Origin of the sequence: Acidiphilium sp. (assembly GCF_049977125.1) — a bacterium.
Classification (GTDB): Bacteria; Pseudomonadota; Alphaproteobacteria; order Acetobacterales; family Acetobacteraceae; genus Acidiphilium.
Window position 1 is genome coordinate 15,269 of sequence record NZ_JBMFGY010000001.1, and the last position, 23,571, is coordinate 38,839.

20 protein-coding genes are annotated in these 23,571 nt (G+C 64.8%); 9 read left to right on the forward strand and 11 right to left on the reverse strand.

All coding sequences use genetic code 11. The annotated features are described in order from the left end of the window. The 7 genes from ACP5E6_RS00080 to ACP5E6_RS00110 form a co-directional block, all read left to right on the forward strand. Positions 1-2,394: 3'-5' exonuclease (locus ACP5E6_RS00080; RefSeq protein WP_427949977.1), on the forward strand; the 2,394-nt coding region annotated here is incomplete at its 5' end. Between the two features lie 53 nt (positions 2,395-2,447). After that, positions 2,448-2,774 carry a thioredoxin gene (trxA, locus tag ACP5E6_RS00085; protein ID WP_427949979.1) on the forward strand — a complete coding sequence of 109 codons (327 nt, stop codon included), beginning with the start codon at positions 2,448-2,450 and terminating at the stop codon, positions 2,772-2,774. Then, positions 2,774-3,184, forward strand: a complete 411-nt coding sequence (locus ACP5E6_RS00090; RefSeq protein WP_427949982.1) for an acyl-CoA thioesterase — start codon at positions 2,774-2,776, stop codon at positions 3,182-3,184. The genes trxA and ACP5E6_RS00090 overlap by 1 nt, the downstream gene beginning before the upstream one ends. 392 nt (positions 3,185-3,576) lie before the next feature. Continuing rightward, positions 3,577-5,910, forward strand: coding sequence for a TonB-dependent receptor (locus tag ACP5E6_RS00095; protein WP_427949984.1), 2,334 nt, complete (start codon positions 3,577-3,579; stop codon positions 5,908-5,910). 93 nt (positions 5,911-6,003) lie between these two features. Then, positions 6,004-6,672 carry a MotA/TolQ/ExbB proton channel family protein gene (locus ACP5E6_RS00100; RefSeq protein ID WP_427949986.1) on the forward strand — a complete coding sequence of 223 codons (669 nt, stop codon included), beginning with the start codon at positions 6,004-6,006 and terminating at the stop codon, positions 6,670-6,672. Between the two features lie 4 nt (positions 6,673-6,676). Beyond that, complete coding sequence (locus ACP5E6_RS00105) at positions 6,677-7,087, forward strand: ExbD/TolR family protein (RefSeq protein ID WP_427949988.1); 411 nt, start codon at positions 6,677-6,679, stop codon at positions 7,085-7,087. Continuing rightward, positions 7,087-7,815 (forward strand): energy transducer TonB family protein, encoded by a 729-nt coding sequence (locus tag ACP5E6_RS00110; RefSeq protein ID WP_427949991.1) that lies wholly within the window; start codon positions 7,087-7,089, stop codon positions 7,813-7,815. The genes ACP5E6_RS00105 and ACP5E6_RS00110 overlap by 1 nt, the downstream gene beginning before the upstream one ends. Here ACP5E6_RS00110 and cobA read toward each other — a convergent pair. The 8 genes from cobA to ACP5E6_RS00150 all read right to left on the reverse strand — a co-directional run bounded on the left by cobA (position 7,770) and on the right by ACP5E6_RS00150 (position 17,646). Beyond that, positions 7,770-8,570: a uroporphyrinogen-III C-methyltransferase gene (gene cobA, locus ACP5E6_RS00115; protein WP_427949994.1), complete on the reverse strand. Its 801-nt coding sequence runs from the start codon at positions 8,568-8,570 to the stop codon at positions 7,770-7,772. The genes ACP5E6_RS00110 and cobA overlap by 46 nt on opposite strands. Next, positions 8,548-11,160 (reverse strand): molybdopterin-dependent oxidoreductase, encoded by a 2,613-nt coding sequence (locus ACP5E6_RS00120; protein WP_427949997.1) that lies wholly within the window; start codon positions 11,158-11,160, stop codon positions 8,548-8,550. Before ACP5E6_RS00120 ends, cobA begins: the two co-directional genes overlap by 23 nt. Continuing rightward, positions 11,157-11,507: a nitrite reductase small subunit NirD gene (gene nirD, locus ACP5E6_RS00125; protein WP_427950000.1), complete on the reverse strand. Its 351-nt coding sequence runs from the start codon at positions 11,505-11,507 to the stop codon at positions 11,157-11,159. Before nirD ends, ACP5E6_RS00120 begins: the two co-directional genes overlap by 4 nt. Further along, positions 11,507-13,942 carry a nitrite reductase large subunit NirB gene (nirB, locus tag ACP5E6_RS00130; RefSeq protein WP_427950002.1) on the reverse strand — a complete coding sequence of 812 codons (2,436 nt, stop codon included), beginning with the start codon at positions 13,940-13,942 and terminating at the stop codon, positions 11,507-11,509. Before nirB ends, nirD begins: the two co-directional genes overlap by 1 nt. A gap of 38 nt (positions 13,943-13,980) precedes the next feature. Beyond that, positions 13,981-15,213 (reverse strand): nitrate/nitrite transporter, encoded by a 1,233-nt coding sequence (locus ACP5E6_RS00135; RefSeq protein ID WP_427950005.1) that lies wholly within the window; start codon positions 15,211-15,213, stop codon positions 13,981-13,983. Between the two features lie 248 nt (positions 15,214-15,461). Continuing rightward, positions 15,462-16,412 (reverse strand): CmpA/NrtA family ABC transporter substrate-binding protein, encoded by a 951-nt coding sequence (locus ACP5E6_RS00140; protein WP_427950007.1) that lies wholly within the window; start codon positions 16,410-16,412, stop codon positions 15,462-15,464. Next, positions 16,409-17,011 (reverse strand): ANTAR domain-containing response regulator, encoded by a 603-nt coding sequence (locus ACP5E6_RS00145; protein WP_427950009.1) that lies wholly within the window; start codon positions 17,009-17,011, stop codon positions 16,409-16,411. Before ACP5E6_RS00145 ends, ACP5E6_RS00140 begins: the two co-directional genes overlap by 4 nt. A 47-nt stretch (positions 17,012-17,058) precedes the next feature. After that, on the reverse strand, positions 17,059-17,646 hold the full coding sequence (locus ACP5E6_RS00150; protein ID WP_427950012.1) for a polysaccharide biosynthesis/export family protein: 588 nt from the start codon (positions 17,644-17,646) through the stop codon (positions 17,059-17,061). 146 nt (positions 17,647-17,792) lie between these two features. On the opposite strand from ACP5E6_RS00150, the gene ACP5E6_RS00155 reads away from it, so the two are divergent. Continuing rightward, entirely contained in the window at positions 17,793-19,970 is a 2,178-nt protein-coding gene (locus ACP5E6_RS00155) for a GumC family protein (RefSeq protein WP_427950015.1), read from the forward strand. Next, complete coding sequence (locus ACP5E6_RS00160) at positions 19,948-21,375, forward strand: hypothetical protein (RefSeq protein ID WP_427950018.1); 1,428 nt, start codon at positions 19,948-19,950, stop codon at positions 21,373-21,375. The genes ACP5E6_RS00155 and ACP5E6_RS00160 overlap by 23 nt, the downstream gene beginning before the upstream one ends. On the opposite strand, the gene ACP5E6_RS00165 is transcribed toward ACP5E6_RS00160, so the two are convergent. The 3 genes from ACP5E6_RS00165 to ACP5E6_RS00175 are packed head-to-tail and all read right to left on the reverse strand — an operon-like array spanning position 21,333 to position 23,489. After that, positions 21,333-21,545, reverse strand: a complete 213-nt coding sequence (locus ACP5E6_RS00165) for a hypothetical protein (RefSeq protein ID WP_427950020.1) — start codon at positions 21,543-21,545, stop codon at positions 21,333-21,335. The two genes, ACP5E6_RS00160 and ACP5E6_RS00165, sit on opposite strands and share 43 nt — an antisense overlap. 7 nt (positions 21,546-21,552) lie before the next feature. Next, entirely contained in the window at positions 21,553-22,545 is a 993-nt protein-coding gene (locus tag ACP5E6_RS00170; protein ID WP_427950159.1) for an acyltransferase family protein, read from the reverse strand. After that, the gene (locus ACP5E6_RS00175; RefSeq protein ID WP_427950022.1) at positions 22,545-23,489 is read right to left on the reverse strand and encodes a glycosyltransferase; all 945 of its coding nucleotides are present in this window, start codon (positions 23,487-23,489) and stop codon (positions 22,545-22,547) included. Before ACP5E6_RS00175 ends, ACP5E6_RS00170 begins: the two co-directional genes overlap by 1 nt. Positions 23,490-23,571 lie beyond the last annotated feature (82 nt).

Sequence of the window (23,571 nt, forward strand, 5' to 3'; positions counted from 1 at the left end):
GCCGTGGCGGCGCAGGGCAAGGAACGGGAGTCGCGGTTCGATTACGGCGATCTGATCGCGCGGGCGGCGCGGCTGCTGTTCGATCCGGGTGCGGCCTGGGTGCTGTACAAGCTGGATGGCGGGATCGATCACATTCTGCTCGATGAGGTGCAGGATATCGCCCCGGCGCAATGGGGGGTGATCGATGCGATCGCGGCGGAGTTTTTCGCGGGGATCGGCGCGAAGCCAGAAGTGACGCGGACGATTTTCGCGGTGGGGGACCGGAAACAGTCGATCTACTCGTTCCAGGGGGCGGATCTGGCGAGTTTCGATGCGTGGCGGGCGGGGATCGGCGCACGGGTGCGGCAGTCCGGCGCGCGGTGGCATGAGGGCACGTTGGCGACCTCGTTCCGCTCGACCGCGCCGGTGCTGGCTCTGGTGGATTGTGTGTTCGAGGGCGTGGCGCGGGATGGGGTGGTGATGCCGGGGGAGGCGCTGGCGCATGGGGTGAGCCGGGTGGGCCAGGCGGGGTCGGTCGCGCTTTGGCCGATGACGGAGCCCGATCCGGAGCCGGAGTTGGAGCCCTGGGCGGCGGCGGCGGACTACGCGCGGCAGGATTCCGCGCGGCGGCGGCTGGCGGAGGAGCTGGCGAAGTGGATTGCGGCGAATATCGGGACATTGCGGCTCGACTCGCGCGGGCGGGCGTTGCAGGCGGGGGATGTGCTGATCCTGGTGCGCAGCCGCAACGAGTTCGGGCCGGCGCTGACACGGGCACTGAAGGATGCGGGGGTGGCGGTGGCCGGGTTGGACCGGATGGTGCTGACCGAGACGCGGGCGGTGGCCGATTTGCTGGCGCTGGCCCAGGCGGTGCTGCTGCCGGAGGATGATGTCGCGGTGGCGACGGTGCTGGCCAGCCCGCTCGGCGGGTTGAGCGACGATGAGTTGATGGAGCTGGCGATCGGGCGTTCGGGTACTCTGCGGGATGCGCTGTTCGCCCGGACCGATGAGCGTGCGGCGTATCGGGCGGCGCGGGATTTTTTCGCTGCCGTGCAGGCGCGGGCGGATTTCGTCTCGCCCTACCGGCTGTTCGCCGAGGTGCTGGGGCCGTTGGGCGGGCGGGCGCGGCTGCTGGCGCGGTTGGGGCCGGAGGCGGCGGAGCCGATCGATGAATTGCTGGCGACCGCGCTGGAATACGGGCAGCGCGAGGCACCGGGGTTGCAGGGGTTTCTGGCCGCCCTTGCGGCGTCCGACGCCGAGATCAAGCGCGAGGCGGAGGCGGCGGGCGATCGGGTTCGGCTGATGACGGTGCATGGCGCGAAAGGCTTGCAGGCGCCGCTGGTGATCCTGCCCGATACGACCGGCATGCCGACCCGGCGCGACACGCTGCATTGGCTGGCAGCACCGCAGAGCGATGTGCGTGTGCCGGTGTTCAGCCCGCGCGCGGATCTGCGCTGCGAGGCGGTGCGCGAGGCGATCGCCGTCGCGAAGGATGCGATGATCGAGGAATATAACCGGCTGCTCTATGTCGCGCTGACCAGGGCGGAGGATCATCTGATCGTCTGCGGCGCGGCACCGCGAAAGGCGTTGCCGGAGAGTTGCTGGTACGAGGCGGTGCGGGGGGCGTTCGGGCGGTTGGTTGGCGTGGTTGCTGATGAGGCCGGGATGGTGCTGGCGTGTGCGCAGACGGCGCCGCCCGATCGGGTCGGGCTTCAGGCGGCGGCGGTGGTTGCCCCCCTGCCCCGCTGGATCGGGCCGGACTCCGGATGGGTGGCGGTGCCGCCGCCGGAACCGGTGGACCGGATCGATCGGCTGGTGCCGAGCCGGAGTGCCGAGGGTGAGGCGCGCGGGCTGGCGGCGGCCTCGCCGCGCTCGGGCGAGCGCGCGGCGGCGCGGGCGGCAGCGATGGCGCGGGGGCGGTTGATCCATGCGCTGTTGCAGCATCTGCCCGATGTGGCGGAAGATGAGCGGCGGGTTCGGGCGATGGCTTATGTGGCGCAGGGCGGGCATGGGCTGGATCGGGCGGCGCAAAACGAGATCGTCGAAGCGGTGATGCGGGTGCTGGACCATCCCGATCTGGAAGCACTTTTCGGGCCGGGCAGCCGGGCCGAGGCGCCGATTGCCGGGGTGATCCATGGCGTCGAGATCGGCGGGCTGATCGACCGGCTGGTGGTGCGGCCGGACCGGATCGTGATCGCCGATTACAAGACCGATCGGCAGCCGCCTGATGAGGCGGGCGCGATCCCCCTGCCCTATCTGGCGCAATTGGGGGCATATGCGGCGGTGCTCGGCGCGATTTATCCGGGGCGGGCGGTGGATACGTTGCTGGTGTGGACCGCGACGGGGGCGGTGATGCCGGTGCCCGGTTCATTGCTCGCGCGTCATGCGCCAAAGCCGCATCTGCCATCGTCGGCTTGATCCGCCGGGCGATCCACGCCATTGTTTTACGGAAGATAACAGGAGTTTCAATCATGAGCGCCGTGACAAAACCCGTGACCGATGCCGAGTTTTCGATTTCCGTGCTGGAATCGAAAGAGCCCGTGCTGGTTGATTTCTGGGCCGAATGGTGCGGCCCGTGCCGCGTGATCGCGCCGGCGCTGGAAGAGCTGGGCGGTGAATATGCCGGCAAGCTTGCCATCGCCAAGGTGAATATCGACGAGAACCCGATGACGCCGACCAAGTTCGGCGTGCGCGGCATTCCCACGCTGATCCTGTTCAAGGACGGCAAGCCGGCGGCGACCCATGTGGGCGCGGCGCCGAAGAGCGTGCTGAAGGCGTTCATCGACAAAAATCTCTGATGCCATCCGACGACCCGGAATCGCCGCCGCCAACCCACCCGATGATCCGCGCCATCGCCATGCCGTCCGACGCCAATGCCAATGGCGATATTTTCGGCGGCTGGCTGATGTCGCAGATGGATCTGGGCGGCTCGAACCTCGCCGGGCGGATCGCGCATGGACGGATCGCGACGGTGGCGGTGGATGCGATGAGCTTCATCCGGCCGGTGAAGATCGGCGATGAGGTGAGTGTGTATGCCGACCTGGTTTCGGTCGGGCGAAGCTCGATCAAGGTGAATGTCGAGGCGTGGCGGCGGGCGCGGGACTCCGCCAGCGAGCGGCGGGTGACCAAGGCCGTGTTCACCTTCGTCGCGATCGACAGCGAGGGTCGGCCACGACCGATCGCGGCGGGGTCAGGCGACCTCCGATAGCGGTTTGGCCACCTCTTCCAGCGTTGCCCGGCGGCATGTCGGGTCTCTTATGGCTGGTCTCAAGGCCGGATGGAAAAGGAAGGGTGAAGGCAAGGGTGGACTTCTTTTTTTGAAAAAAGAAGCAAAAAAACTTTGATCCTCTGGGACCGTGCCGTTGAAAACGCCGGTGCCCCAGATCAAAAAAGTTTTTTGCTTCTTTTTTACAAAAAAGAAGCCTTACTTACTTGGCTTGTTGCCTATTCGTGACATTCCCATGACAGTTTCTTGAAGCTTCCATGAAACCACGCTCCGGCGCTTGTGTTCCCGATTGCTTACGGTTCGTCCATCTGGTTTGTGCGGCGCAAGCGACGAACCGTAACAGGCGGTAACAGGCACATCGAAGGAGACACGACGTGGCACATCATGCGCACGCGAGACATCATGGAAAACGCACGGCATTTGCCGTTCTGCTGCTGTCGGGGACGGCGCTGGCGCCGGTTGTGGCGCGCGCGCAGGCGGTGAATGCGGGCACGGTGAGTGCGAGCGGCACGGCGGCGCTGCCGGGGGCGACACCGGCGCCGACGCAGAAGAAAATCTTCAAATCAGGCCAGACGGTTCGGGTTTTGAACAAAGACCTGATCGATCAGGCCGGTCCGGTCGGTGGCGCCGCCCGCGCGCTGAGTTATGCGCCCGGCGTGAATATCAACACCTATGGCAATACTGGTTCGACCAAGGCGACCATCACGCTCAACGGCGTCACGCAGGGTTGGGGTGGCTATGCGGGCTACACCCAGGATGGCGCGATCGCGGTGACGTTCGATGGCGTGCCGATTGCCGACGCGGTGACCGGTCTATGGCAGGCACCGACGATTCCGCAGAACGGGCTGATCCAGAATACCAACGTCATCTATGGACCGGGTAATCCGGTCGATCGCTGGTACAATAACATCGCCGGTGAGTTCGCGTTTACGCCGATCCAGCCGACCGACAAGCCCGGCGCGGATCTGCACCTCACCTACGGCAGCGATCAGGAAGAAAATATCGATTTCGACGTGCGATCCGGCCTGTATCACGGCTGGTCCACCGTGCTGGCTGGCGGGTTGGGGCAAGGCAATTCGTTCCGCACCGCATCCGATGGTTTCCAGAACCCAAGCCGCAACTATGCTTTCTATGGCAAGACGATCAAAACCTTCGCCTCCGGCAGTTTCGAGCTTGGCGCCTATATCGCCCAGAGCCGTGGCTACCGCGCCCAGGTCATCCCGTTCTCACCGGTCGCCGGGGTCACGACCAACGGATTGGCGAACGGACCGCTCTATAGCCAGCCCACGTCGGGCTATTACAGCACCCTGCCCTATAGCAGCTACAACAAGTTCGACGGTAACCAGCTCTATATGGTTTATGGTCGCGAAAATATCGCGCTCGACGATACCACGACCTTGCATAACCTGACGTATTTCACCCGGATCGACCGGCTGCATTCACGGCTGAACGATGTCTATAATCTCGGGGCGCAGCAGGACGAGCACAACAACCCCTACACCTACTCGTTCGGCGACAAACTCGACGCCACCGTGAAACTACCGTTCAACACGGTCGATGTCGGCGGTTATTACATCTACAGCCAGTACAACTCGCGCAACAATTTCTACAACCCGGCCGCGCCCTATTTCGGCAATCCTGATGTAATCAACGCCGGCGGCAAAACACGATCGAGCTATTTCGACCAGAATAATTTTGCCGCCTTCATCCAGGACGATATCAACCCGATTTCGATGCTGCACATCACGCCGGGGCTGCGGGTCGAGCAGTTTATGGTCAACTATTCACCCGAAACCCTGCAGGATTTCACCCTCGCTCCGGGTGCGGCGGGCAATTTCAAAAACCAGAGCGGCGGGCCGGCTGATCATCAGACGCGCACCGGGCTGGAACCCTCGATTGCCGCAAATTTGCAGGTGCTGCCGTGGCTCGCGCTTTACGGTTCATACAGCGAAGAGTGGAAATCACCGGAACTTGGCGGCGGCGGCGGATTTTTCCAAAAAGTGCCGGGTCAGGATTATCAGCTCGAACTCGGCCAGGAGTTCCAGGCCGGGTTCAAGGCACATATCGACCACGCGGGTTTCCTCAACCGCCTGCTGATCGGCGCCAATTACTATCATCTGCGCTACGCCAAACAATCGATCCCGATCACCAATGCGGCGGGTAATACGGTGATTGCAAGCGGCACGTCGGAATACAGTGGCGTCAACATGTTCCTTGATGATAACTTACTCTATAATTTGCATTTGACGGCGAACGCCAATGTCGAGAGTGCAAAATACACCAGCTATAACGTCAACGGCACCGATTACAGCGGTTCGCCGGTGTCCTATGTGCCGAACCTGCTGCTCAACCTCGGTGCCTATTACAACATCCCGGTCGGTGAAGCGCTGGTCGTACCGAAAGCCTGGTTCCAGTACACCGGCACGCAATCGATCTTCGATGATATCACCAGTGCACCGTCACGCCAGAAAATGGGCGGGTTCGGCGTGTTCAACCTGTCGGTGAAATACGCGACGCCGATCAAAGTTCCCTACGCTGGCACGAAGAAGATCGATTTCACTTTGACCGCGCTGAACGTGCTCGATCGGCGCTACCACTCGTATTCGGTGATTTCGGCGGGCGGCTATTTCGGCGGCACACCGGGGTATTTGATGGGCTATCCGGGAGCGCCGCTGGCGGTGTTCGGAACGGTTGGGATCCATTTCTGAGCGCTGATCTCAACTGTCATTGATCCTTCACACTCGCGCGGCGCAGCATCGGGTAGGACTGCGCCGCGTCTGTAACCGCCGGAGACAGCGACCGTGACCCTTGCCTATATCATTCACCTCGCGAATTATTCCGACGGTGTGCTCTATGTTCTGGCCGTGCTGTTCCTGATCGCGATTGCCGTGATTCTTGACCGGATCTGGTATCTGCGCCGGGCCATTCTGCGGGGCGGCACGATCGTTGCGCGCATGGCGCGGATGGGTCAGTTGTCGGTCGATGATATCGCGCAGATGCGCGATTTCGCCGGGCGACAGGCGGAGGCCGTGCTGCTCGATACCGCCCTGCATCATATTGCCGATGCCGATCCGACCGCGATGGGCAACCGGATGGATGAGGCGATCATGCTGGTCGCCCCACGGCTGGATCAGCGGCTGTGGATTCTCGATACGATCGTGACGCTGGCGCCGCTGCTCGGGCTGTTCGGCACGATCATCGGCATGTTCCACGCGTTTTCGGTGCTGGCGACGCCGGGTCATGCACCGGCCGAAGTGACCGGTGGCGTGGCGGATGCGCTGGTGGCGACCGCGTTCGGCATTCTGATCGCGATGCTCGGGCTTTCGGCATTCAACCTGTTGCAGAACCAGGTGCGGCTGATTTTGCACCAATTGGAGACGATCAAGACCATGGTGCTCAACCGGACCGATGGCGCCTTGCTGGTGCCGATGGTGCGGACCGGTGGCGCGATGCGCGCGGCGGCGGAATAGAGCGATGAAGCTGCGCTATTTCGAGGCCCGCAAGGCGCGGGTCGAGATTATTCCGATGATCGACGTGATGCTGTTCCTTCTGGTGTTCTTTATCATCGTGACATTGCAGATGATTCCGGATGCGGGGGTTTCGCTGCAATTACCCACCTCGAGCCAGACGCAGCATCTCAAGCATCCGAAATTCACCGTGAATATTCTCAAGGACGGCACGGTGAAGGTGAAGGACAAGGTGTTGAGCCCGGCGCAACTGACCGCATTATTCCAGAGCGATGGCGATACCGCGAAGACGCAGGTGACGATTGCGGCCTCGAGACATGTCGCGTTCCAGCATTTCATCACGGTGATGGATGCGGCGCGCAAGGCCGGCGTCAGCGATATCGGGATTGCCGCGCAACCCGTGGCGGCGGCACCCTGATGTCGGGCATGGAGGCAACCGGGCGGGATGTGCCGCCTTATCACGAGCCGGATCGGTTCGGCGTCGCGCTGGTCGCGGCGTTGCTGCTGGAGGCGGCGACGGCCCTGGTGTTCGTGCATTTTGCCAACCAGGTCGGGCCGGTCGCCAACCATCAGCCCCGCATCATGAAAATCCAGATGCTGGCGCCGCCGCCCAAGCCCAAACCGCTGCCCCCGCCGCCCAAACCGATGCCGCCGCCGCCAAAGCCGTTGCCGCCACCGCCTCTGCCGGTCGCACCGCCCAAGCCGCTACCGCCGCCGCCGCCGAAACCGGCGCCGCGCCCGGTTTCCCGCCCGATCCCCCGACCGAAACCGGTCAAGCCCGCGCCGCATATCGTGCAGCCTCGGCCGCAACCGCCGCCGCCACCGGCACCGCCTGTGGTGTCCGCCGCCGAGGTCGAGAGTGCGACCGCGCGTTATGCCGCCCTGGTTCATTCATCGGTGCAGGCGGATCTGCGGGTGCCGGAAATGGTGACGATGATGCATCTGCGCGGGGTGACCACGGTGTCGATCGAGATTGCGCCGAGCGGTGCGTTGCTGGGGGTTTCGGTGCTGCGCTCATCCGGCGCGCCGCCGATCGACCGGGCGGCGCTGGCTTCGGTCCGGGCGACGCGGTTTCCACCGTTCACCGGCAAGATGCCGCATCACCCGATCGAATTCACCTTGCAGGTCAAGCTGCGCGGCAGCTGAACCGCGGCATCAATCGCCGCACCGATCATGATCAGCGCCGGTGCGGCGAGGTCTTCCGCCGCCAGACCATCGGCGAGGTCGATCAGCCGCGCGCCGCGCCGGGTTTCGTCCGGCCGGCTGGCGTTCATCACCACCATGCTCGCGGTTGCGGGATCGAGCCCGGCCTCGATCAGCCGGTCGGCGATCATGCTGGCATGCCGCGCGCCCATGTAGAACACGATGGTGCCGCCCAGCCGCGCCAGCGCCGCCCAATCCTGCGGCGGCAGCGTGCCGTCACTGCCATGGCCGGTGATGAAAATCACGCTGCGCGCCACCTCGCGCGACGTCAACGACAATTGCACCGAGGCGGCCGCCGCCGTCGCCGCGGTGACGCCGGGGATGATCTCGACCCCGATACCCGCCGCCCGCAGCGCCGCAATCTCCTCATTGGCGCGGCCGAAAATCATCGGATCGCCGCCCTTCAACCGCACCACACGCGCGCCTTTGCGGGCCTCGGCCACCAGTAGATCGCAGATCTCGTGCTGCTTCATCGCGTGCCGGCCGCAGCGCTTGCCGACATCGATCAACCCGCCGCTCGCCGACGCCCGCCGCGCCAGGGCCAGAATCCGGGGATCGACCAGCGCATCATGCAGCACGACATCGGCGGCCTCGATCGCGCGCAGCGCCTTGAGCGTCAGCAGCTCCGGATCACCCGGGCCGGCTCCGGCCAGCACCACGGGATGGATGATCGACCTATTCGGCGGCGACGAGTTCATGACGCAACAATCCCTTCAATTCCGAAACGCACGACCCGCAGCCGGTGCCGGCCAGGGTGGCCACCCCGATCGCCTCGACACTGGTCAGCCGCCCGGACGCGATCGCGGCGCGGATCGCCGGCTCGCTCACCTGATGACACACGCAGACCACGCGGCCCGCCGGGGCGGCGCGCGCGGCCCCCAACCCGATCAGCAATCGCCCGGCATCCGGCGCTGGCCAGGTCTCGGCGAACAACGCTTCCAGCGCTTCGACATGCGGCAACGCTGCCCGATCCCGCGCGATATGCAGCAGCAATTGTACCATGCTGCCCTTCAGCACCGCCAGCCGGAATACGCCGCGCTTGATATCGGCATAATCCAGACTTTCCAGCGCTTCGGGCAGATCGAGCAGCGCGCCCGCCACCGCCCTGCCGGTTGATCCAAGGGCCAGCGGTGACGTGCCGGTGAACCGCAATTGCATCAACCCGCCGGCGCGCGGCGTGCGCGACCAGAACCCCGCCTGCGCTGTGTTGACCCGCGCGGTCAGCGCCGCCCGGCCGAGCGCGATGCCATGCCAGCGCGCCTCGACTTTGCGCAGCCGCGCCTTGCCATGTTTATAGGCCGGCTCGCCCGAAATCGGGTCGCAAATGCTGCCGATCAGCTGATTGACGGTCCCAGCACTGCCCTGCCCCTCGGTCCAATGCATCGCGGCGAAGGCCGAGCCGCGACGCTGCGCCGGTTCCACCACCGCCGGCAGGGTGATGGTGCCGTGATTGCTGGTCACCGCGACCAGATCGCCATCGGCGATGTCGAACGCGGTCGCATCCTCCGGCGCGATTTCCAATGCAGCGAACGCGCGATGCGCCATCAATTCCGGCACAGACCCGGTTCGCGTCATGCTGTGCCACTGATCGCGCAACCGCCCGGTATTGATCGTGACGAACGGCGTTGCCTCGCTCTCGACCTTTGGTGCCACGGTCGGCACGAACCGCGCCCGGCGATCCGTGGTGCTGAACCGCCCGTCCCCGAACAAGCGATGATCACCCTGGGTGATCGGCCAGTGCAGCGGGCGCAGCGCATCGTAATCCTCGTCCGGCATCGCGGCCAGCGGTGCGAGATTGAATACTCGCTCGCCCGCGTTCTCGAACGCCGAGAGTGCGGCGTGCTCGCGAAAAACACTCGCTGCATTGGCGAAATCGAACGCTGCCCCATGCCCCAGCCGCCGCCCCAACTCGGCGAACATCCACCAATCCGGTTTCGCCTCGCCCGGTGCGGGGCGAAACGCGCGCTGACGCGAGATCATCCGTTCGGAATTGGTCCCCGTGCCGTCCTTCTCGGACCATCCGGCCGCCGGCAGCACGATATGCGCGCGCGCCGTGGTCGCGGTCGCCCAGCAATCCGCCGCCACCACGGTCGGGCAGCGCGCCAGCGCCTCGCGCACATGGTTGCTGCGCGGCAACGATTCCGCCGGATTGGTGGCCGCGATCCACAGCGCCTTGATCCGCCCGTCATGCACCGCATCGAACAGATCGACCGCCTTCAGCCCCGGTCGGGTCGCCAGCCGGGGCGCGTTCCAGAACCGCGCCAGCAGCGCGTGATGCGCCGGGTCGTCGAAGCGCAGATGCGCGGCAAGCTGATTGGCCAGGCCGCCGACCTCGCGCCCGCCCATCGCGTTCGGCTGACCGGTCAATGAAAACGGGCACGCGCCCGGCTTGCCGATCCGCCCGGTCGCCAGATGCAGATTGATGATCGCGCTGATCGTGTCGGTCGCGATCGCCGATTGATTGACCCCTTGCGAAAACGCCGTGATCAGCCGCGGCGCGCCCACCACCAGATCGGCCAGTGCGGCGAATATATTTTCATCGAGGCCATGATGCGCACCCCGCGCCGCTGCCAGCGCAGCATCGAACCCGGTGGTGTGCGCGCGGATGAACGCATGGTCCAACACGCCGCGCTCGGCACACACCACGAGCAGTGCGGCAAATAACGCCAGATCCCCGCCTGGTGGGACCGGCACATGCAGATCGGCCAATTCCGCGGTGGCGCTCCGGCGCGGATCGATCACCACGATCCGCGTGCCCCGCGCCTCGCGCGCCCGCAACGCCCGCTGGAACAATATCGGATGGCACCAGGCCGCGTTCGACCCGGTGAACAGGATCACATCCGCCTGGTCGAAATCGTCGTACACGCCGGGCACCAGATCCTCGCCGAACGCGCGGATATGCGCCGCCACCGGCGAGGCCATGCACAGGCGCGAATTGGTATCGATATTGCCGCTGCCGATGAAGCCTTTCATCAATTTATTGGCGACGTAGTAATCCTCGGTCAGAAACTGCCCCGAGACATAAAACGCCACCGACTCCGGCCCATGCTCGGCAATCGCCGCACCGAACCGCGCCGCCGCGAGATCGAGCGCCTCGGCCCAACTCGCATCGCACCCGCCGATGCTCGGCCTGACCAGCCGATCCCGATCATCGAGCGTCAACCCCAAAGTCGCGCCCTTGACGCACAGCCGCCCCCGATTGGCCGGATGCTGCGCATCCCCCACCAACCCATTTGGCCCTGCGATCAAGCCACACCCGACCCCGCAATACGGACAGGTGGTGTTCATGAAGCGTCCGCGATCGGGCCAGTGACATCGAGTTGCACCCGATCTCCCTCGACCCGCACCCGGAACCGCGCGATGCAGGGCACATCCTCGCCCTCCGCCGCTCCGGTTTGCAGCGAAAACACCCAGCCATGCAGCGGGCAGGTCACCCCATGGCCATGCACGATACCCTGGCTGATCGGCCCGCCCCGATGCGGGCAGGAATCGCGCAGCGCGAACACCGTGTCATCCCCGGTGCGAAACACCGCGATATTACCCTGCGCGGTCGCCACCGTGCGCGCCCCGCGCAGGGGAATTTCATCAAGGGAAGCGATATCGATATAGGCCGCTTCGGCCATCATGCCGTCCATCATACCAACTCCGCGACATGCCGGTACTGCGCCGGTTCCGGCCCGGTCGATTGTTCCGCCCACGGATCGAATTGCGCGAAGGTCTGCGCATGATGAAACCGCGCCGCCAAGGCCTGCCGCCCCTCATGATCCTCGACCACGCGCTGGCGCACGTATTCGATGCCGACCCGCTCGATCCACGGCGCGGTCCGCTCCAGATACCGCGCCTCCTCGCGATAGACCTGCATGAACGCGGCACAATATTCGATCACCTCGGCATCGGTGGTCACCTTGCACAGCGCATCGGTGCCGCGCAGCTTGATGCCGCCATTGCCCCCCACCATCAGATCCCACCCGGCCTCGGTCGCGATCACGCCGAAATCCTTGATCGTCGATTCCGCGCAATTCCGCGGGCAGCCCGAAACCGCCATCTTGAACTTGTGCGGCGACCACGACCCCCAGGACATCCGTTCGAGCGCCACGCCCATCGCGGTCGAGTTCTGCGTGCCGAACCGGCACCATTCCGAACCGACGCAGGTCTTCACCGTGCGCAGCGCCTTGCCATAGGCATGGCCCGACACCAGCCCCGCCGCGTTCAAATCCCGCCACACCGCGGTCAGATCCTCGCGCTTCACCCCGAGCATGTCGATCCGCTGGCCCCCGGTGATCTTCACCTCCGGGATCTCGTATTTATCGACCACATCGGCAATCGCCCGCAATTCGCGCGAATTGGTCAACCCGCCCCACATCCGCGGCACCACCGAGAAGGTCCCGTCCTTCTGAATATTGGCGTGCATCCGCTCATTGACGAAGCGTGACTGCGAATCATCAATATACTCGCCCGGCCACGCGCAGATCAGATAATAATTCAGCGCCGGCCGGCACGAGGCGCAACCATCCGGCGTGTGCCACTCGAGCGCCTGCATCACCGCCGGAATCGACTTCAACGCACCACCCACGATGCGCCGCCGCACCTCGTCATGCGGCAGGTCCGTGCATTTGCACATCGGCTTCACCGCGGCCGGCGCATACGACTCCCCCAGCGTGGTCCGCAACAGCGCCTCGACCAACCCGGTGCACGACCCGCACGAGGACGACGCCTTGGTCTTCGCCCTGACATCCTCGATCGTCGCCAGCCCGAACTCATTGATCGAGGCGACGATCTTGCCCTTGCACACGCCGTTGCAGCCGCAAATCTCGGCATTGTCCGGCATCGCCAGCACCGCGCCATCGGGATCGACCGGACCATCCCCCACCGGCCCGAAAATCAGCGTGTCGCGAAACGCCTCGACATCCGCTGCATCCTTCATCAGCTGGAAATGCCACGCCGCATCCCGCGCATCACCGATGCACACCATCCCCACGATGCGGTTCTCCCGCAGCACCAGGCGCTTATAAATCCCCCGCGCCGCATCGCGCAGCACGATATCATCGGTGGTCGCATCGCCCATGAACGCGCCGGCCGAAACCATATCGACGCCCGACACTTTCAACCGCGTCACGCTCGCAACCGGCGTGAACCCGGCGCCTTGCGACCCGACCATCGCCCGCGCCGCAACCTTCGCCATCTCCCAGATCGGCGCGACCAGCCCGAACACCTGCCCGTTATGCTCGACACACTCCCCGATCGCGAAAATCTCGGGATCGGAGGTGCGCATCCAGTCATCCACCTTCACGCCGCGATTGCAATCGAGCCCCACCGCCCGCGCGAGCCCCGCGTTCGGCCGAATGCCCACCGCCATCACCACCAACTCGGTCGGAATTTCGGTGCCGTCCTTCAGCCGCACCGCGCTGACCCGCTCATCGCCCTCGAACGCCGCCGTCTCGGTCGCGGTCAAAATCGTCATGCCGCGCTTGGATAACGCCAATTCGAGCAGATGCGCCGCCGATTGATCGAGCTGGCGCTCCATCAGCGTCGGCATCAAATGAATCACGGTCACGTCCGCCCCGCGCAGATTGAGCCCGTGCGCCGCTTCCAGCCCGAGCAACCCGCCGCCGATCACCACCACCTTGGTGCCCTGCCTGACCACCGCGAGCATGTCCTCGACATCGGCAACGGTGCGGAACGTCAGCACCCCCGCCTTGTCCGCCCCGGGGATCGGCAGCACGAACGGGTTGGACCCGGTCGCGAGCAGCAGCATGTCATAGGGCACCTCGCTGCCCTTCGCCCCGCGCACCACGCGCGCCTTGCGATCGATCCACTCGACATGCTCGCCCGCGATCAGCCGGATATGATTGGCCTCGTACCAGTCATAATCGTTGAGCACGATGTCGGCGAAGCTCTTGCCGCCGGCCAGCAGCGGCGAGAGCATGATCCGATCGTAATTCGGCTGCGGCTCGCCGCCGAACACCGTGATCTCGAAATACCCGGGTGCCAGCGCGAGAATTTCCTCGACCGTGCGCATCCCCGCCATGCCGTTGCCGATCACCACAAGCCGCGGCCGGGGCAAGTTCATACCATCCATCATATTAACTTTCCGTTAGTCTGTTCAGATCAAACGCGAAACGTCGCACCCTCGACCGTACCGGAACTGGTGAAATCGGCGCGCCAGCGGTGCTTCACGATCGAGAGCCCGCCGAAGGCGAGCAAGGCGAGGCCGGCAAAAATCAGAAACCCCGCGCCGTACGATCCGGTCAGCTGTTTCGACAATCCGAGGCTCGACGCCAGATAGAAACCGCCGATGCCGCCGGCCATGCCGACAAACCCGGTCGCCGTGCCGATCTCCCGGCCGAACCGGATCGGGATCAGCTGAAACACCGCGCCATCACCCATGCCGAACGCCGCCATCACCACCAGGAACACCGCAAGCGCCGGCCAGAACGAACCGATGCCGGTGCTGAGCACGATCAACGCCGCCGCCGCCAGCAGATAGAGCGCACCCAACACCTTGATGCCGCCGAGCCGATCGGCCAGATAGCCGCCGAATGGGCGGATCGTACCACCGACGAACGCACAAGCAGCGGTGGCGAACCCGGCATGTACCGCCGACAGGCCATAAACGGTGTGGAAATAGAGCGTCAGCGCCGCCGAAAGACCGACGAAGCCGCCGAAGGTCACGCCGTAGAACGCCATGAACCACCAGGTGTCGGCCAGTTTCAGCACTTTGAAATAGCGCGCGACCGGCTGCGGAAACTTATAGTTCGGCGGATTTTTCGCCATCAGCGCGAACACGATCACCGTCGCGATCATCAGGCCAGAAGCCACGCCGAACACGCCGCCAAGCCCGATCGCGAGCGCGAGCGAGGGTGCGGCCAGCGCCGTCATCACCGTGCCGATGTTACCCGCACCGGCCACACCCATCGCGGTGCCTTGATGCTCGGGCGGATACCAGCGCGAGGCCAGCGGCAACGCCACCGCGAAGGAAGCGCCGCCCAACCCCAGAATCACCCCGATCGCGAGGACCTCGCCATAGGAGGTAATGCCCTGAAAGGCGGCGAAGCCCAGACCCGCGATGACGATGATCTGCGCCACGATCGCGGTGGCGCGCGCGCCGAACTGATCGACGGCAAAACCCGCCGGAATCCGCAGCAAGGCGCCGGAGAGCACGGGCAGCGCAATCATCATGCCCTTCTGCGCCGGGCTCAGATGCAACACCGCGCCGATTTGCACCGCCAAGGGTCCGAGCAGAACCCAGATCATGAAACTCATGTCGAAATACAGGAAAGCGGCGAACAAGGTCGGCCAGTGGCCGGATTTCAGAAATGATTTGTCACGCGATAAGCTCATTGTCGCACTCCTGTGGACCTCTGGTCCACAAAACGGCCGTCGTTGGCGCGCGATTCTGGGCGGAGGAACTTGCGTTCCGTTTGACCGCTACTACCGTCCTTGGCAGCGGCGGGACACGTCCCCGTGTTCTCCGCAATGAGCAAGAATGATGCCAATGGTGATTTCGATGAAAATCAAACCATTTTAATCGTTTTATCAATATGAACGGTAGATTTTACTCATATTTTGCATAATTTTTGATCTTTTGCCTAAAATAAATCCGACGCTGGCAAGAGGAGGTTATGGCATTCCGTCACCACCGTCGCGGATGCGGTTCCGGCCAGATGGCCCGCGCGCCGCATCCGCTCGATCGTCCACGCCACATCGGCGCGGTGCGGCAGCAAGGCTGCGCCGGTCATGAACACCGGGTTGCCGGCACGTGTCTGCAACGCATCGGCAAGCGCTGCCGCCGGCAGGTCGAGGTTGTGCGGCTGGGCCAGCAGGGTTGCGAGATCGGCGCGATGCTCGCTCAGGCGGCAGAGGGCGGTGGCGGCGCCGATGGCTTCACGCAGCGCGGCGGCAAGTTCAGGTCGCGGATCGGCGATCTCAGCGCGCAATACCAGTAATTTTTCCGGATGCCCGGGCGCGATCGCGGCGGAGGTCGCCACGATCATGCCCACGCGATCAGCCATCGCCAGGGCGCCCCAGGGTGCGCCGACGCAGAACCCCGCGATCGCCCCCGTCTCGAGCGCGGCGGCCATCGCCGCTGGCGGCAACGTCACGATGGCGAGGTCGTTCGCCGCCACACCCTGCGCCTCCAGCCAGTCCCGCAGGAGCAGATCATGATTGGAATAGGCATGAACCACGGCGAATCGCGGCGGCTCGTCATACAACGCGAGGGCGGCGGCGAGGTTGGCGGCCCGTGCCAGATCGGGGGCGAGGACGATCGCGTTGCCGTCACGGCTGATCGTCGCCGCCAGTCGCAACGCGGTGACGCGGCCGCGCAGGCCGAGTGTCATCGCCACGGCCAGCGGGCCGAGAATGATGGCGCCATCGAGAAGGCCATAGGCCAGCTTGTCGGCGATATTCGCCCAGGATGGTTCGATCGCGATGGTGACATCGAGCCCGGCATCGGCGAAGAAACCATAGTCGCGGGCAATGATCACCGGCGCGCAATCAAGCAGACGCAGGATGCCGATGCGCAATTTATGGGCGATCATACGGCGGACTCTCCGGTATCGCCGCGATCCGCGTCGCGCAATATCGCGCGGGCGACCTCGGGCAGACGCATCTGGCGTTCCATCGCACGGCGCTGCAGGAAGCGGTGAGCGGACGGTTCGGTCATTTTATCGCGTTGCATCAGCAATCGCTTGGCGCCATCGATCAACCGCCGATCGGATAGTTCGGCCTCCGCCACGGCCAGACGGGTTTCGCGCAGATTGGCGTGGCGATACAGCGCGATGGCGCTGCGCAGGATTGGTTTGATGTCGGTGATCGCGGCGGCGTTGACGAGATAAGACACGACCCCGGCACTGATCGCCTCCTCCATGAACACCGGATCATCCTCGTCGACGAACAGCATCACCGGTGTGCGCTGCGCGGTAACGCTGCGGAGTTGCTCAAGACTGTCGCGGTCCGGCCGCGCCATATCGACGATTACGATGTCCGGTCGTTCGGTCGCGACAATGTCGGCCAGGTTTTGCCGCGGTGGTGCGATCCTGATGCGTCCGGCGCCGGTCTGCGCGGCCAGACGCGCGGCGAGGGCCTCGGCGCGCGCGGGGTCGGTATCGGCGATCAGAATATCCACCCCCGCTGTCATGCAAGATGGCTGCCAATCGGGGCCGGCGCGCCGATCAAGCCTCGATCTCAGAAATGCCGCTCGAATACCTTGATGACGTCGCCAGGCGCGATCAGGGCCGCCGCCGGTGCGCGATACTCGCGCGACACGCCATTGGTGACCCGGATGACGCCGACGGTTGATTCCACCGCGCGATAGGTGAAGCCGTCGGCAATCGAAACCGCCGTCAGGACCGTCATGCCCGGCTCGAACGCATATTGCCCCGGTTTGTTGACCTCACCAAGGATCGAGAACGGGCGGTATTTGCGAATTTCGACCGCGACATTCGGGTGGCGCAGAATGCCGCGCGTCTGCAATCCGGCGGCAATCGCATGCGCCAGCCCGGTTGCGGTGAGGCCGGCGGCGCGCACCGGGCCGAGCAGCGGAATATCGATCATGCCCGAATCGCCGACGCTGTAATCGGCGCTGAGTTGCTTCTGATCGAACACAACGAGGCGCACCTGATCGCCGGTGCCAAGCCGATACCCCTGCGCGGATGCCGGTGGCAGCGGTGGCAGGTCGGTCCAGTTCGCACAACCCGCGAGGGTCGTGAGCCCGATCACGCCGAGGGTGATCGCCAGCAACCGGCGGCGCGAGCGGCGACACGATCGATTCATATTACTCAACTTCCCCAAGATCTCTGCGAATACACAACTTTAGATTGACTTAGTGAAAATTTACGGGAACAATCAACTCACATTTGCTGCATCGCACATTTTGCCGGGGTGAACCATTCCCATGATGCCACCGAGGAGCCCAGGACGTGAGTGATCATGTACCGGCGATCAAATTGGCCGCTGTTGGCCCATCGAGCGCATCGCGGCCGTTCACGGCGCTGTCCTTCGCCGATCCGCTACAGCCGCTGCGCGCCATCAAGCGGCATTGGCGGTTGGTTACGCTCGTCGCGATCGGTCTGCCGGTTTTGACGGCTGCCGGTCTCTCACGGGTGACGCCGACCTATACCGCAACCGGGACGATGCTCTACGCCCCGGTCGATTTCAATCCCAAGCTGTTGCGCGGCGTGCTGGAACCCAGCCAGGTCACCGATACGCTGATGGCCAGCCAGACCGATGTGATCCGGAGCGCTCCGGTGATCGACCGGGTGATCGCGAGACTGCATCTCGCGCAAAGCCCGGTTTTCAATCCGGCACTTGCCAAGCCGCCGGCCTGGCGACGCTGGCTCGGCTTGAAGCCGCGCCACGTCGCCGCCCCCACGCATCATGCCCTGGTCGATGCGGTGCGGGCGGCACTGACCGTCACCATTCCGTCCGGCTCGCAACTGCTGGATGTATCGTTCGACAGCGCCGATCCGAAACTCGCCGCCGCGATCACCAACCTCGCGATGGCAACCTATCTCGACCGGCAGCGCGACGCCGATCTCGCGGTGCTCGATCATGCGCAGTCATGGCTCGCCGCGCGGGCGGCGGCGACGGCGCGATCGGTCGAGACGCTGGACGTGCGCATCGCCGAAGCACGCGCCGCCGCGGGCACCGAACGCGGTACCGGTGCGGCACCGCTGACCAATGAGGAAGCCGGTGAGCTCACCAGCAGCCTCGCGCGGGCGGAGACCGATCTTGCCACGGCGCGGGCGCAGATGCAGGCGAGCGCCGGCACCACGCCGGCCGCTGCAACGGCTGCCGTTGCCGGCAATCTTGCGCCGCTACGCGCCCGCGCGGCGGCGTTGGTCGCGCGGCTCGGCGCCCTTGCCAGCACCGAGGGCCCGAACTATCCCGCGGTGCGGGCGACGAAGCGGGAGCTGGCCGCGCTCCAGGGCCAGATTGCCGATGAAACCGGACGTCAGATCGCAGCGGCCCGCGCCGCCATGATGGCCGATGCCACGCGCGTTGCCACGCTGAAGGCGGCCCTCGGCACGCTGCGCCACCGCACCGCTTCGGAATCGATCCTGGCCGCTCCGCTGGCCAGTCTCGAGGAACAGCGCGCCGCCGAACGCAGCCTGCTGCGCGCCCAGACCGAGCAGATCGGCACGCTGGAGAGCCAAAGCGCCCTGATCCGCCCGGCCGCGCGCATCGTCTCCGTCGCCACCGCGCCTGAGCAGCCGAGCGCGCCGCGCACCGCCATCATCGTCGCGGGCGCCGTTGTGCTCGGCGCCTGCCTCGGTGTTCTCACGGCCCTTGCGGCGGATTTGTTGAACGGCAGCTTCCGCTCTGGCGGCGAGGTTCGATCGGCGCTCGAACTGCCCTGCGTCGCGCTGATCCCTGAGGTGAAGCCACGCGCGCGGCGCGGGCTGAGCCTGCCGGATTACGCGCGCATCCATCCATTTTCGCCCTATAACGAACAGATGCGCGCCCTGCGCACCAGCCTCTGGCTCAACCCCAAGGGGCCGCGTAGCCTTGCCATTACGGCCGCGCGGCCGGGCGAAGGCAAAACCACCCTGGCGGTCAGCCTCGCGGTATCGCTCGCGGCGGGCGGCATGCGTGTCCTGGTGATTGATTGCGATATTCGCCAGTCAAGTTTCGATACTATTTTCGATCTCGGCGGCGCTCCCGGCCTGACCGATCATCTGGCCGGTCGGGTGCGGCTCGATCAGGCGATCCACCCGCAGGCCGATATGCGGCTCGATGTGATGCCCGCCGGCGCGGTGGCGACCGATGCGCTGTCACTGTTCATGTCGCAGCGGTTGCCGAGCCTGATGCTGACACTGCAAGAACGCTACGATCTGGTCATCCTCGATCTGCCGCCGGTGTTTGCCCTGGCCGAGGCGCAGGTTCTGGCCCGCGCCGCCGAGGCGACTCTGCTGTGCATCCGCTGGGCGGATACGCCACGGCGCGTTGTGGGCGCCGCTCTCGCCCTGCTCGATCAGGCCGGCATCCACCTCGCCGGTACCGTATTGACCCGTGTTGATGCCGCGCGCCACGCCAGCGCCGGATTTGCCGATTCAGAACTCTACCATCCCCGCTATGGCGGTTATTTCAGGCTTTGACGCGCGCCCCGTTGGGGACGCGCGCGCGACGTTCGGTGGCGGCGAGACGATTTTGCTCGCCGGGGCCACGCTGCTCATGCTCTGGCCGGCCCTGTACAACGGGTTCCCGCTGATCTTTTCCGATACCGGCACTTATATTTCCCAAGCGATGGAATTCCACCTCGGTTGGGATCGTCCGCCCTTCTACAGTTTTTTCATCCTGTCCCTGGATTGGGGCCGGAGCCTGTGGCCACCGGTGATCGTTCAATGCGCCGCCACCGCCTGGCTGATCCGGCGCACCCAATTGATGATCGCGCCGCAATCCAGCCTGCGCGCGGGTGCGTTGCTGCTGGCACCGCTGGCGGTGCTGACCGCGCTGCCTTGGACCGCCGCTCAGATCATGCCGGATATTTTCACGCCGATGATGGTCCTCGCCTTCACGCTTCTGGTGCTGCTGGGGCGCTGCGCCAGGGGGGAACAAATCGTCTTGATGGCGGTCATCTGCCTCGCGATCATGGTGCATCTGAGCAATCTGCCGATCTATGCCGGATTGTGCCTGACCATGCTGGGGCTGCGCGCAGGCTTCCGGCGGCGGGTGCGCTGGCGGGCGCTGCTGCTGCCCTTCATGCTCGGCATCACGGCGTTGAGCGGCGTTAATCTGATCGCGTCGGGGCGCTTCTCGCCATCCCCCTATGGCGCGACCTTTCTGCTTGCGCGGCTGATCGGCGATGGTCCGGCGCGGACCACCCTGGCGCATGATTGCATGATACGGCACTGGGCGTTGTGCCGCTATCAACCCAATATGCCGCATAGCGCAGACAGTTTTCTCTGGCATGTCGACAGCCCGCTCTATCAGGCGGGCGGACCGGTCAGATTGATCGGTCAGACCAAAGCGATCGTGGCGCGGACGATCGCCACCGAACCGGAAACCGTCCTGGGTGATGCGGGCGTTGATTTTGCGCGGCAATTGATCACCTTCGCGCCAGGCAGTGGATTGCGCCCCTGGTACGCGACGGCCTGGCAGACGATCGAGCGTGATTTCGCGCCCCCGGCGGCTCATGCATTCACCAGCAGCCTACAGGCGCACGGCCGCCTGCGGGTGCCGGGATGGTTGCGGATCATCGCGCAGACCCTGGCGGTTCTGGGCATCGCCGTCACCGCTTGTTTCGTGCTGACGGCTCCTGTCCTGGCGCTGCGGCGGGGCTCGCATCATCCGCGGGTTTCGCTCATCGATGATCGGCTGTTCGGTTTCGGGCTGATCGTGCTGCTGACCCTGCTGGGCAATGCGGCGGTGACCGGCGCCTTGTCAGGTCCGCATGATCGTTATCAGAGCCGGGTGGTCTGGCTCGCGGTGCTGAGCGGTGCGATGGTGCTCAGCCGGCTCTATTCCGTGTGGCGATCGCGACCGATCAGCAAAACCGCATAGAGACTCCACCGGGCAAAACCGAAACGGCGCCGCCAGTCGATCAGATGAGTCGCGCGGTAGCGCATGCCGAAATGCAGATCGATCGCGGCGAGTTGAGCTTCGGTGAAGCTGCCGGCCACCTCGCGCGGCACGGTGTCAAGAAAGCGGCTGACCGCATGCGAACGGGCCATGACGGTTTCATTCCGTCATCCGATCCAGCGCGGGGAAGGCCCGCAGCACCGTGCGTTTAAGCAGGATCGGGCCCATCATGCCGGCCAGCATCAGGGCGCCGAGAAATGCCGGGAAATGATCGCCGTTCCAGGTGGTGATATGGAACAGCAATCCCTTGGCCAGGCCGATGAAAATCGTGTTGAACAGATAGATCATGAGAGAATACCGCCCGATCGTTACCAGAGTACGATCCGAGGATAGCCACGAACTTCTTACCAAGGAATGAAGCGCCGGCATTGCGATGATGCCGAACACAAGCAATCGAAGATCGAACGGCCAGTCTCGACCCTCCAATGCGATCAGAACGAAGCCGCTCGCGAACACGCCGAGCAGTGGCCAGCGCCAGCGATCGATCCAGACTGTCCAACGCGCGCCCAGCGCCCCGGCGGCGATGCCGAGACCGAAGAACAGCCCATAGCGGCAGATGTCGGCCAGGTAGAGCCGCCACGGCGGCGTCGCGAATTCAAGAGCCACAAACACCAGCAGCAGCAGAGTCAATCGCCCGCGCAGCAACCAGATCAGCACCGGGGTCAGAAGGCTGAGCGCGAACAGCACCGCCAGATACCATAACGAATAGGCCGGGCTGCGCGAGGGAAACCAGATCAGATCGACCAAACCGGAGACAAGGCTGCGAGGAGCATTGTCGACGAACATGAAATGACTGGCCAGAAGCTTGCCGGCGATGATCACCATACCCATCACCGCGAACGGCAGGAGCAACCGACGCGCGCGCGACCGCGCGAGGCCGATCCACCGCGCCGGCGGTACCCGGACATGGCCGGCCAGCCACGAGACCATGCCGCTCAGATAGAAAAAGAACGGCATGTGGAACCCATAGACCGCGCGGCGTAGCGGCTGGTACCAATAGACATGCGCGGGATCCTGTCGGGCCACGATATGACCGAACACCACGAGCGTGATCGCGAGCCCCTTCGCCCGATCGATATCCAGCCGCCGCATCACGCCAGAGCGGCTCCACCATGCGTTTCGATCAGCACGCCGCGCACGAAACCACTGGCAAAGGCCAATTTGCAACGCAGTTCGAGGTGACGCGTGCTGCCCCGCGGCCACACGAGCAGCGGTGCCAGCAGGCCGATATGCGCCGCCATCCGCCACGCCCGGGCGAGGCGCCGTTCGCCCAGCGCCCCCAGCATCACCGCTTCTGAAACGCCGCTCCAATACTGCCGTTGCACCAGCCAGCCCGGCCGCAATCGCTCGCGCGCGATTTCATGGTGCACGACCAAATCCGGGTTAAACCGTACTTTGAGCCGCGCCTTGCGCATCCGGCGCAGGATATAGGTCTCTTCGTTCGACAGCAGCAGACCGCCATGTCGGCCAAGGCAGGCCGGAAACCCGCCGAACTGCATCAGAACATCCCGCCGGAACGCGATATTGGCGGCATAAGGGTCGGTATCCGTCGCGCCGGGATCGCCCGTCCGCACGTTGTCGATGATCGTCAGCACGGCACGTAGCGAGGGGGGCCACCACTCCGGCAGGCGCGCCTGCCATTGCGGTAGAATGCTGCCCCCGGTCGCCGCAAGATCAGGGTCCTGCGCGATGGTCGTGAGCAGCACGTCGACCCAGTCGGCCGCCGGCGTGGCATCGTCGTCAAGATAGGCGATCCAGCGCCCCCGTGATGCCGCCAGCGCCGCATTGCGGGCCGCACTCAAACCCTTCTGGGACAGCCGGATATGATGCGCGCCATATGCCGCCGCCGCTCGCTCAATCGCTTCGGCTTCGGCCGGATCGGACCCGGAGTCGATCACCAGAACGTCGATGTCATCCCGCGCCGTGCCCAACCCGGCGAGACAACGCGCCACCGCGACACCGCGGTTATGCGTGCATATCGCGACGGTTAGAACGGTCGGGTCGTGTCCGTTCGGGAATTGTGCAGGTCTTCGCATGGTATGCTCCTGATTTTCCGACGACATTCAATCATGGGTTGTGTATATAGCGCTGATATGCAATCGGATTGCAAATGAAATC

Excerpts from the sequence above, each read along its gene's own strand:
- ACP5E6_RS00145 (WP_427950009.1), bottom strand. The coding sequence starts at position 17,011 with ATGACAGCGGGGGTGGATATTCTGATCGCCGATACCGACCCCGCGCGC.
- ACP5E6_RS00165 (WP_427950020.1), bottom strand. The coding sequence starts at position 21,545 with ATGGCCCGTTCGCATGCGGTCAGCCGCTTTCTTGACACCGTGCCGCGC.
- ACP5E6_RS00105 (WP_427949988.1), top strand. The coding sequence starts at position 6,677 with ATGAAGCTGCGCTATTTCGAGGCCCGCAAGGCGCGGGTCGAGATTATT.
- ACP5E6_RS00170 (WP_427950159.1), bottom strand. The coding sequence starts at position 22,545 with ATGCGGCGGCTGGATATCGATCGGGCGAAGGGGCTCGCGATCACGCTC.
- trxA (WP_427949979.1), top strand. The coding sequence starts at position 2,448 with ATGAGCGCCGTGACAAAACCCGTGACCGATGCCGAGTTTTCGATTTCC.
- ACP5E6_RS00135 (WP_427950005.1), bottom strand. The coding sequence starts at position 15,213 with ATGAGCTTATCGCGTGACAAATCATTTCTGAAATCCGGCCACTGGCCG.
- nirB (WP_427950002.1), bottom strand. The coding sequence starts at position 13,942 with ATGAACTTGCCCCGGCCGCGGCTTGTGGTGATCGGCAACGGCATGGCG.
- cobA (WP_427949994.1), bottom strand. The coding sequence starts at position 8,570 with ATGAACTCGTCGCCGCCGAATAGGTCGATCATCCATCCCGTGGTGCTG.
- ACP5E6_RS00140 (WP_427950007.1), bottom strand. The coding sequence starts at position 16,412 with ATGATCGCCCATAAATTGCGCATCGGCATCCTGCGTCTGCTTGATTGC.
- ACP5E6_RS00110 (WP_427949991.1), top strand. The coding sequence starts at position 7,087 with ATGTCGGGCATGGAGGCAACCGGGCGGGATGTGCCGCCTTATCACGAG.
- nirD (WP_427950000.1), bottom strand. The coding sequence starts at position 11,507 with ATGGACGGCATGATGGCCGAAGCGGCCTATATCGATATCGCTTCCCTT.
- ACP5E6_RS00175 (WP_427950022.1), bottom strand. The coding sequence starts at position 23,489 with ATGCGAAGACCTGCACAATTCCCGAACGGACACGACCCGACCGTTCTA.
- ACP5E6_RS00090 (WP_427949982.1), top strand. The coding sequence starts at position 2,774 with ATGCCATCCGACGACCCGGAATCGCCGCCGCCAACCCACCCGATGATC.
- ACP5E6_RS00120 (WP_427949997.1), bottom strand. The coding sequence starts at position 11,160 with ATGAACACCACCTGTCCGTATTGCGGGGTCGGGTGTGGCTTGATCGCA.
- ACP5E6_RS00150 (WP_427950012.1), bottom strand. The coding sequence starts at position 17,646 with ATGAATCGATCGTGTCGCCGCTCGCGCCGCCGGTTGCTGGCGATCACC.
- ACP5E6_RS00160 (WP_427950018.1), top strand. The coding sequence starts at position 19,948 with ATGGCGGTTATTTCAGGCTTTGACGCGCGCCCCGTTGGGGACGCGCGC.